This window comes from Methylibium sp. T29 (genome assembly GCF_000576205.1).
GTDB lineage: Bacteria > Pseudomonadota > Gammaproteobacteria > Burkholderiales > Burkholderiaceae_C > Methylibium > Methylibium petroleiphilum.
This window is the reverse complement of the sequence record NZ_AZND01000140.1, coordinates 1-8,879: the sequence shown is the minus strand read 5'-3', so window position 1 is coordinate 8,879 and position 8,879 is coordinate 1. Positions and strand designations below refer to the sequence as shown.

At 65.2% G+C, this 8,879-nt stretch carries 11 protein-coding genes; 4 read left to right on the top strand and 7 right to left on the bottom strand.

What is annotated here, in order from left to right:
• Positions 1-17: 17 nt before the first annotated feature.
• The 7 genes from x551_RS25320 to x551_RS14955 form a co-directional block, all read right to left on the bottom strand.
• Positions 18-233: a transporter gene (locus tag x551_RS25320; protein ID WP_231497633.1), complete on the bottom strand. Its 216-nt coding sequence runs from the start codon at positions 231-233 to the stop codon at positions 18-20.
• 304 nt (positions 234-537) lie between these two features.
• Positions 538-1,830, bottom strand: a complete 1,293-nt coding sequence (locus tag x551_RS14980) for a malate dehydrogenase (RefSeq protein WP_081771348.1) — start codon at positions 1,828-1,830, stop codon at positions 538-540.
• Positions 1,830-2,447 carry a BMC domain-containing protein gene (locus x551_RS14975; protein WP_036232288.1) on the bottom strand — a complete coding sequence of 206 codons (618 nt, stop codon included), beginning with the start codon at positions 2,445-2,447 and terminating at the stop codon, positions 1,830-1,832. Before x551_RS14975 ends, x551_RS14980 begins: the two co-directional genes overlap by 1 nt.
• A 3-nt stretch (positions 2,448-2,450) precedes the next feature.
• Complete coding sequence (gene eutJ / locus x551_RS14970; protein WP_253950386.1) at positions 2,451-3,269, bottom strand: ethanolamine utilization protein EutJ; 819 nt, start codon at positions 3,267-3,269, stop codon at positions 2,451-2,453.
• On the bottom strand, positions 3,242-4,672 hold the full coding sequence (locus x551_RS14965) for an aldehyde dehydrogenase family protein (protein WP_197028773.1): 1,431 nt from the start codon (positions 4,670-4,672) through the stop codon (positions 3,242-3,244). Before x551_RS14965 ends, eutJ begins: the two co-directional genes overlap by 28 nt.
• A gap of 175 nt (positions 4,673-4,847) precedes the next feature.
• Positions 4,848-5,165 (bottom strand): ethanolamine utilization microcompartment protein EutM, encoded by a 318-nt coding sequence (gene eutM, locus x551_RS14960; RefSeq protein ID WP_051495701.1) that lies wholly within the window; start codon positions 5,163-5,165, stop codon positions 4,848-4,850.
• Positions 5,166-5,203: 38 nt separating this feature from the next.
• Positions 5,204-5,515: a EutN/CcmL family microcompartment protein gene (locus x551_RS14955; RefSeq protein ID WP_036232283.1), complete on the bottom strand. Its 312-nt coding sequence runs from the start codon at positions 5,513-5,515 to the stop codon at positions 5,204-5,206.
• 307 nt (positions 5,516-5,822) lie between these two features.
• Between x551_RS14955 and x551_RS14950 the strand changes: the two genes are divergently transcribed.
• The 4 genes from x551_RS14950 to x551_RS14940 all read left to right on the top strand — a co-directional run.
• The gene (locus x551_RS14950) at positions 5,823-6,713 is read left to right on the top strand and encodes a hypothetical protein (RefSeq protein ID WP_231497631.1); all 891 of its coding nucleotides are present in this window, start codon (positions 5,823-5,825) and stop codon (positions 6,711-6,713) included.
• A 34-nt stretch (positions 6,714-6,747) separates the two neighbouring features.
• Positions 6,748-7,740 (top strand): HAD family hydrolase, encoded by a 993-nt coding sequence (locus x551_RS14945; RefSeq protein WP_051495700.1) that lies wholly within the window; start codon positions 6,748-6,750, stop codon positions 7,738-7,740.
• Positions 7,741-8,048: 308 nt separating this feature from the next.
• Positions 8,049-8,201, top strand: a complete 153-nt coding sequence (locus tag x551_RS25875; protein ID WP_155935812.1) for a hypothetical protein — start codon at positions 8,049-8,051, stop codon at positions 8,199-8,201.
• Between the two features lie 467 nt (positions 8,202-8,668).
• Positions 8,669-8,879, top strand: a 211-nt coding sequence (locus tag x551_RS14940) for a PEP/pyruvate-binding domain-containing protein (RefSeq protein ID WP_036249226.1), incomplete at its 3' end; no start/stop codon positions are given.

Here is an 8,879-nt window from a genome sequence, read left to right as displayed (position 1 = left end):
ATTGTGGCCCAGCGGCCTCAGAACGCTTTCAGCAGGCGCAGGTTGATCCGATCTGACTCCTTCAGTCCGTTGCGCACGGACAAGTCGCGTCCATACAGCGCCGCGAAGTGCCAGCCAGGTGCGAAGCCCCACCCGAAGCCAAACTTGGCGTTGGTGGTCCGTGTGCGATCGTCGTTGGCAACGCCGTCGACGGACGTCTCGCCGCCGACGAAGTGTGATGTTCCTGCGCGCAGGTCGAAGCTGCCGCGAGGTTCGTACCAGCGGGGATCGCGCCCGATGCATAGTCATCGGCGTCCAGATCGAGCGCTCGCGCCGGTTGGCTGTGCATGGCGAGCAGGGGCAATATCGCCGCCAGCGCCAGCGCCCTGAGGCCGCCGAGGTAACGGGACAGTGCCCCTTTGAAGCTACCCCCCGAACCGTTCTTCATACTGCCTCCTGTTGGTTGGTGCTTACTGTAAGTGCGAACTGCGCTTCATTGCCCCACTTGCTCGTGGGCAATTCGGTGTCGTCCTACCGCCTCGGACGCGGGGAGCGAAATCAGCGAGGGGCCGGAAGTTCGGCGATGCGCGTCGCGATGCGCGCGGCTGCCTCCTGCAGCGCCTGCTGTTCTGCCGGGCGCAGCGTCAGCGGCACGATCTCCTTGAGCCCGCGACGGTGCAGCCGCACTGGCAGGCCGACACGTGTGTCCACCGCCCCGTAGGCGCCGCGCGAGCGCACGCACGCGGCAATGACCTCGCTACTGTCGCGGACCATTGCGCGAACCATCGCCACCGCCGCCTCGGCGGGCGAGAAATACGCGCTGCCCTTTTGCAGCAGCTTCACGACCTCCCCACCGGACTCGCGGGCCCGCTCGACGATGCCCTTGAGCGCCTCGGCGTCGAACATCGACTCGATCGGCCGGTCGCCAACGAAGGCCTGGCTGAGCGGAATTACCATCTCGGGGCCGTGACTACCCAGAGCGACTGCGCGGACGTCTTGTGGTCTCGCCTTCCCGGTTAGGCCGACCAGGGCGCAGAAGCGTGCCGAGTCGAGGACGCCTGCCATGCCGAGCACACGCTCTTCCGGAAAACCGGTTTGCTGCGCCGCGAGGTGGGTCATCTCCTCGAGCGGGTTGCTCACGACCACCAGCGTCGAGTTCGGCGCGTGAGTCCGAATGCCGCGACACACCGACGTCATGATTTCGGCATTGACCGTCGTCAGGTCTGTCCGGCTCATACCGGGCTGGCGTGGCCTGCCCGCGGTGATGACGATGTACTCGGCGCCACCGAGCGCCGCGAGATCGTCACTGCCGGAGAGTCGGGTGGAGAAGCCGTACAAGCCGGCTCCGTGCCACATGTCGAGCGCCAAGCCAGCCGCCAGGCCGGGCACGACGTCGACGAGCGCGACCTCCGAAAACAGATCACTTTCGGCGAGGCGCAGCGCGGTCATCGCGCCGACATGGCCAGCCCCCACCACCCCGGCCTTCGGTCGTCGGTCGCTCGACGCTGAGGACGCGGCAATCGGCCCAAGGGCATTGCGGCGGTACATCGCACCGGAGGGCGGAAGCACCAGCGGACGTGACGCAGCTGCGGGCGTTGCGATTGGTCCTTGCGTCCGCGCGGCCGGCACCGGTGCAGGCGCAGACGCCGGCGAAGCGGCTTCTGAACTTGTCTTCGACACCGCCGGAGCAGCCACAAGGGACGCAGCGACCCGCTCTGAACCCGCTGCTTCGACGGTGACACCGAGTTCCTTGGCCCGATCGCGCGCGAGAGGCGTGAGCCGATCACCCGCCGCCAGGACCAGCTTGGCACCGGCAGCTTCTACGTCGGCGGCAGTCAGCATGCGGCCCATCACTTGCCCTCCAGTCCTTCGATACACGCGATCGCCGCCGTAGCCGCGGCCTGGACGTCGCTTTCGGTGCCCGAGATGAACAACCGGCCGAACCGACCCAGCGCCCGCACCTCGACGATCGTGATGTCGGCCGCTTTCTCGGCTTCGTTGGCGGCCAAAGAGACATAGGCGGCAGGCGACACTTCGAGCACGTACAGGCTCTGCCCTGGAATGAGCAGGTTGCCCTTACGCCACTTGTTGATCAGCTGCGCCTGGTATGGGTTGACGTTCGTCACGAACATCGACGAGGCCACCTTCGGCTTGACCCGGTCCGCCTCGGTCAGCTTCAGGTGTTCAAGCACGGCCTGTCCGGCGGCAAGAACTTCCGCTTGCGTACGCGAATGGATCTCGAGCAGGCCGAACTCCCGCTCGACGACCTGCAGCGCCGGCCGCACATCAGCCGCCTTGAGAGCAATGTCGGCGCAACGGAAGATCTCGTTGCCTGGAGCGACCTCTATGTAGAGCTCGGACATGCCGGCCACGGGGACGTCGCCTTGGCAGGTGGCGGCGACGTGGGCCGCCGCCTGCGGTTGCATACGGTCGACGAAGGCGTAGGTGCGCAGTTGAAAGTTTTCCATGGCTCAGCTCAGTGCAATTCCGAAGGGAGTGATCAGCTCGGCATGGGCGTAGCCTTGGACCTTCCAGCCGAGATAGCGCTCGATAACGACATCGGCGCCGGGGATCTGCAGGGCGCCGCCCGCCAGATGGACGATGCCGGGGTCCTGTCCTGCGCATTGGCGGCGGACGGACTCGGCGACGCGCTCAATGCCCGGACGCAGCAGTTGCATGACTTCTGCGCCGTGCTCGCGCTTGTGGACTTCGGCTGCGTCGACGGGAAGCCTCAATGCGCCGGCGAGGATCAGATCAAGGTGGTGGCCACCGCCGGCGAAGTCAGTCAAGGTGGCGAGCTCGCCGCCACGGAAGACACCGACACCGGTCGAGCCACCCCCAACGTCCACCACCGCACCGTCCTTGACTTGCAGAATGGCATTCGCTGCACTGACCTCGTCAACGAGGCTGCGACAATCGATCCCAGCTTGCTGCAGCACGAAAGCACAGGCTCGGCAATCGCTCACGGGCACGGCCGGTGGATGGGCGGTTGCCGCCTCTTCGATCTCCGTACCGAGGGCTGCTTCACTGCTGGCCTTCAGCTGCCGAACCGCCTGCACCGCGCCATGGAAGTCGACCACGACTCCATCGCGGACGACCTGAGCCCTGACGAAGTCCCAGTACACGGGCGCGCCCTGCGCATCCACGGCGGCAATCACGATGGTCGCAGTGCCGAGGTCGACACCGAAGCGCAGTGGCCCTTCCGGATTCGACGGGGCACGCAGGTGCGCGGCTGCGCCGTCCAGGAAGTCCTGAACGCGCGTCAAACCAGTGTCAGTCTGGGTTCGCATGAGCATCTACAGCCCCATCGTCGGTAGATAGATGTCGCGCCAGGGGCGGTTCTGGTGAGCGACGCGCTTGATATTGATGAGGTGCATCGGCGTGACGTTGTCCGACACGATCGAGCCGCTCCAGGTGCCCGTGCCCAGCATGAACGAGGGATCGGTGCCAGCGCTGAAGCCCATCCCGCCGAGCAAGCTCGGCGTGTTGACGACAATGCGCGATGCCGGCAGATCTGACATGCGGGCAACCATCTCGCGTCTTGACCGTGCAGGCCCAGCGTGTGGCCCTCGCCGCCGAAGGCAAGCACCTCCCGGCAGCGCTGGTGCGCCGCAGCGAGATCGCGCGACCGATAGAACGACAGCACGGGTCCGAGGATTTCGGCGGAGAGCGGCGTTTGCGGCCCCACATCGTCAAGCGCGGCGCCGAGCACTTTGGTCCCCGGCGGCACGTTCATGCCGATGCCGCGCGCCAACTCGATCGCGGTTTGCCCGACAGCCTCCGGATTGAGAGCCCCGCGACCGATGAACAGCAAGCTGGCTAGTCGGCGCTGCTGCTCGATGTCGAGGAACACGGTCCCATGCTGCTCGAAGGATTTGATGGCAGCGTCGGCGATCGGTTCGTCGAGCACCACCGACTGCTCCGCGACACAGGCAGTGCCATTGTCGAACGACTTGGACGTTACGACCATCAGCGCGGCTTCGGACACATCGGCTACTGAGCGATGGATGTAGACGGGAACGTTACCGGCACCCACCGCCAGCGTCGGCTTTCCCGAGGAATAGGCGGCGCGGACCATTGCCGCACCTCCAGTGGCCATCACGAGCGCAGTGTCTCGATGCGCCATCAACTCTCGGGTGGCAGGTAGCTGGCCGGTAGACAGACACTGCAGCAGCCCGATCGGCGCGCCCGCGCGCTCGGCGGCTTCCGCCATGATCTCGACAGTGCGAACGCAGCACTTCGCGGCCCGAGGATGCGGCGCGCAAACAATCGCGTTGCCCGACTTGACCGCGGCCAAGCACTTGAAGATGGTCGTCGAGGTCGGGTTGGTCACCGGGATGATCGCGGCGATCACGCCCATGGGCGCCCCGATGGCCGTGACGCGTGCAACCTCGTCGGTCCACAGCACGCCCAGGGTGCGCATCTTCTTCATCGCATGCGCACAATACTTGGCATTGAAGAGGTTTTTGAGGAACTTGTGCTCGTAGACCCCATAGCCGGTCTCGTCGACGGCCAAACGTGCCAGTTCCGCCGCGGCCGCCTCGGCGGCCTGGCCCATGGCTTCGACGATTCGGTCGGCCTGTTCCTGGGTGACACCCTGGAAGGCCTCGAACGCTTGGCGCGCGAGCTGCACCTTGGTGCGAGCCTCGCCGATCGCCACGAGTTCTGGATCAAGAAGGTTGAAGTCGGTCACATCGTCACCTGCTGCTCGTCAGCTGCTGCAACCCGCGAAGCCGGGCGAGATCCTCGCGGATCAGTCCGCGAACGATCGCCTTGAGCTTGTGGTCGTGGCAGTGCCGGATCGCCCACAGGGTGCGCAGGCAGTCGCGCGCCCTTTCGCAAACGCTTGTCGCCATCGCGGCGGCGCTTCAGCGCGGCTTGGGCAGGATGCCTTCGACGTCCTCGTGCGGCCGCGGAATCACGTGCACCGAGACGATCTCGCCGATCTTCCCGGCCGCCGCGGCGCCCGCGTCGGTCGCGGCTTTCACCGCACCGACGTCGCCGCGTACCATCACGGTGACGAGGCCGCCACCAATCTGCTCGCGACCGACCAGCCGGACGTTGGCCGCCTTGACCATTGCGTCGGCAGCCTCGATCGCGCCGACCAGCCCTTTGGTCTCGATCAACCCGAGCGCGCCGCGCGGGCCGTCGGTGACCGTTCCGGTCGCAGTGGGGTTCGTTGCCATGTCAGTATCTCCTTGGGGGTTGAAAATGCGCCAGCGGCCTAGCGCTTCTGGAAAGTGGTTTCGCCGTCGAATTGCACCGAATCAACGATCGCGATGACGGCAGCATCGGTCGGGGCGGTCTGCCCGTCGGCATCGACGCGCGCGGCGCTTCCGAGCGTCACGAGCACGATCTCGCCGACGCCAGCACCGGCCAGGTCAATCGCGACATAGATGGATGTCGCTTCGGCAGCATCGCCATCGTTCTGCGGTGCGGAGGCCCGCACCGGCTCAAGCAACAGAAGTTTGTGCGATGCCAGGCCGGAAGCCTTGATCGATGCGACTACGTTGCCGCGCACTCGAGCCAGATGCATCGCGCTTGTCTCCGTATCTGGTTTTGGGAATGGACTGAACGGTAGATCCCCGGCGGTGCGGCGTCATTGGCCAACGTGGAAGGTCAAAGGCGTGATCCGTTGTCCATATCGGCTATGGTGGCCGCAGGAAGCCGCCCCTAGAGTTACGTCCCAGAGCTAGAAAACAGGCCCTTGTGCGCAAGACCAAACAGAGACAAGCCGTGATCAAAGATCAGGACGCGGAATTCCACGCCACCGACTCGGACCCGACCTGGCTGAGACGAACTTCTTCGGGTTCTTCAATGCCGAGCACAAGCTGAACGTAGGCGTGTACGCGCTCTTCCGGCCGAACATCGGCGTTGTCAGCTCGACGATCTGCATGAACTCGCAGCGCGCCGTCACCCCTTGGGAGGCGGACTTCTGCGATCTGCGCGCCGCGATGCCGATCCCGACGCCGCGCTCGCTGCTGAACTACAAGCTGCTCAACAGCCTGCACGTTCAGTGCCTGGACTCGAACCGCGTCTGGCACATCGCCTACGACGACCAGCAGGGAACGCGCATCGACGTGCGCTACGAATCGTTGATGCCGGCATTCGACATCCACGATCCGGCGATGGATCCGATGTGCGGCTCCAAGAGCGAGGCTGGCAAGTTCGCCTGGGGCACGGCATACAACGGGCACTTCGACCAGACAGGGCATTTCAAGGGCAGCGTGGCGGTCCGCGGTCGGGAGGTGCCGATCGACTGCGTCTCTACGATGGACCACAGCTGGGGGCCGCGCCCCGAGCGCGGCAAGCCCAACATGAGCTGGCTGCACGCCCACTTCTCAAAGGACCTGGCCGTACATGGCATCTTCGGGTTTGACCCGACACACAACGGTGTGGAACTCTGGCTCGCGCACGGCTACGTGATGGAGCGCGGTCAGATCGTCGGGCTGAAGGCCGGCACCGGACAGGTCGAGCGCGCGCAAGAGCGCTACGCGGAGAAGCTGCAGCTACAGGTGACGGATGCCAAAAATCGCGTCTGGAGGCTGCGCGGCCGCGCTTTAACTACGTTTCCGTGGCAGTGCTGGCCCAACATGGTCTCGTTCAATTCCCTGTGCGAGTGGGAGATGAACGGCCTGAAGGGACATGGCGAGGTCCAGGACTTCTTCGAACTGCCGCAGCTGAACGCGCTGAACAGCGACGAGGCCACGCGCCGCCCGTCACTTCCCCTCTGACGTCCCACCGAGCCGCGATGAGCCGAGGTACGCCGTGACCCGTGCGATCCTGTTCGACCTCGATGGCACGCTCGTCGACACGCGAGCGGCGTCATGGCAGTTGTTTTCCGAGACGAACCTCGCGTTCGCCCTCGGCATCGACTCGCGCGAGGCCTTCTTCCGTGCCTTCGAAGGGAACTTCTTCGAGTCCCTGGCAAAGCTGTGCCCCGATCCGCGGCGCGCCGCCGCGGTCAAGGCGCACTTCATGGAGCTGCTGCGCACGCGCTACCACCCGGCGCTCATCCCAGGGATGGTCGACGTGGTGCGCGCGCTAGCGCCAAACAGCACTCTGGCCGTCATCTCGACCAACAGCATCGAGGCGATCCGTCGCATCCTGGTCGGTGCCGACCTGGCCAATTGCTTCTCGCACGTCTTCTCTGGAGACGTGGAGCCGCGCAAATCGGTATCGATTCGCCGCTTCCTGGGTGACCATCGTTACGCGGTGCACCGCACCTGCTCGCCGGCCTATCACGACGGCGAAGGCAGCAACGTGTCCTTGCAGGCGCAGGACGTGGTGTTGGTCACCGACACAGTTGGGGACGTCCGAGAGGCCCGCGAAGCTGGCATCCGCGCGATCGGCGTGACCTGGGGCATGCACAGCGAACGCCAGTTGCTCGACGCGGGCGCCGAGCGCGTCGCTCTGTGGCCGCAGGAACTGATCGCCTGGCTGCGGGACGCCGACGCGCCTGCGACGAGTTGCAGCTGCTCGACCGGGTCGGTTGACAGCTGTGCATTGCCCTCCGCTGCGCCCGCCGCACCGAGCGCATCAACGGAGGGCGCTCGGGCTTCGCTGGCGCCATCGGCGGTCGAACCAGTCGCGGAGGCGGCACGCCGTCGCCGCGAACGCCAGCTTCACACCCGTGTGCAGGTCGGTGCCACGACGGCCCCTGCGGCATGCGGCGGCGGGGCTGCCCCTGCAGTGGCGACCTCCAACGCGCCTACCGAGCTGATGTCCTCGCTGCAACGAATCCTCAAAGGAGACCACTGAGTGGCACACAACAGATCCCCATGACGTCGAGGGCCGGCCGGCGAACCTCCTCCCTACCTCAAGACCGGAGACACAATGAAAGTCATTGCGGAAGGCGTCTACAGCTTCGAGACCTCGAAGAAGCCGATCGGCATCATCCGATAACTCCCCGATCGGCACCAAGGTCAATTGCGTGCAAGACTGGTGCATCAGCGCGGTCGGCTTCGGGATGGGACGCTGCGGCCTGCTCGCGCTCAAGGTGATCCCGCCCAACGACTGCATCGAGGAGAGCAACGAGACGGGCCTCTCCTACGCAGGCAGAACACAAGATGCTCTCCGACACCGACTTCGCGATCCTGAACGCGATCTACCTGAAGAAGATGGCCACTTCGCAGACCATAGCCGAAGTGACGGCAATGGAGCCCGATGTGGTCGGCGAGCGGCTTGAGGTCGCCCCGCCAACGAGGTGCAGGTCATGCTGATGCCTATAGGGGGCCATGTTGCTTGAGGCGGGAACGGCGGCAGTTCTCGTGACCTATTGCGAAGCCTACGCCGCGATCCGCGGTGAGCCGGCACTGGTGCAGTGGGACGACAATTTCGAGACCATCACCACGCGCTTCATCTCGCAGGTGTCGGAGTGGTAGCAGAACGAGGGCGATGAGCGAACCGAGCGACGGTTGCTGCAAGCGGCCGACGCGCGACTCGGCCGCGCTCGTTCCGAAAGTGCCGCGCTATATTCAATACATGGCACACTTCGAGCGCAGCATTGGAACGTGTGGAATGGGCTGCGCGAGTACGTCTGCAAGCCGACCATCGACTTCGTTCACAACATCTGGTTCGAGTTCCATGAGGACTTCCTCGCGGTGCTGGGCCGTCCCCGCGACATGACATGAAAACTCAGCGATCCACAGCGTCGGCATCGACGGTCGATGCCCCCTGCCTTGTCCACTTGATCCAGGAGATCGACGGCATGGACACGGCGAAGTTTGGTGGCAAGGCCACCGGACTGGCGCGTATGGCCGCGGCCGGCCTCCCCGTGCCGCCGGCTTTCGTCATTGGTACCGACGCCTATCGAGTCTTCCGCGAAACTGGCGATCTGCCGCCTGATCTGCTGGCGCAGGTCGATCGGGCGATGCGCGTTCTGGAGTCCCGCACGAGCC

What these genes read in the sequence shown, in the direction of transcription:
- eutM (WP_051495701.1), bottom strand. Translation starts at nt 5,165, where the DNA reads ATGGCAACGAACCCCACTGCGACCGGAACGGTCACCGACGGCCCGCGC.
- x551_RS14975 (WP_036232288.1), bottom strand. Translation starts at nt 2,447, where the DNA reads ATGGAAAACTTTCAACTGCGCACCTACGCCTTCGTCGACCGTATGCAA.
- eutJ (WP_253950386.1), bottom strand. Translation starts at nt 3,269, where the DNA reads ATGCGAACCCAGACTGACACTGGTTTGACGCGCGTTCAGGACTTCCTG.
- x551_RS25875 (WP_155935812.1), top strand. Translation starts at nt 8,049, where the DNA reads ATGCTCTCCGACACCGACTTCGCGATCCTGAACGCGATCTACCTGAAG.
- x551_RS14955 (WP_036232283.1), bottom strand. Translation starts at nt 5,515, where the DNA reads ATGCATCTGGCTCGAGTGCGCGGCAACGTAGTCGCATCGATCAAGGCT.
- x551_RS14980 (WP_081771348.1), bottom strand. Translation starts at nt 1,830, where the DNA reads ATGGGCCGCATGCTGACTGCCGCCGACGTAGAAGCTGCCGGTGCCAAG.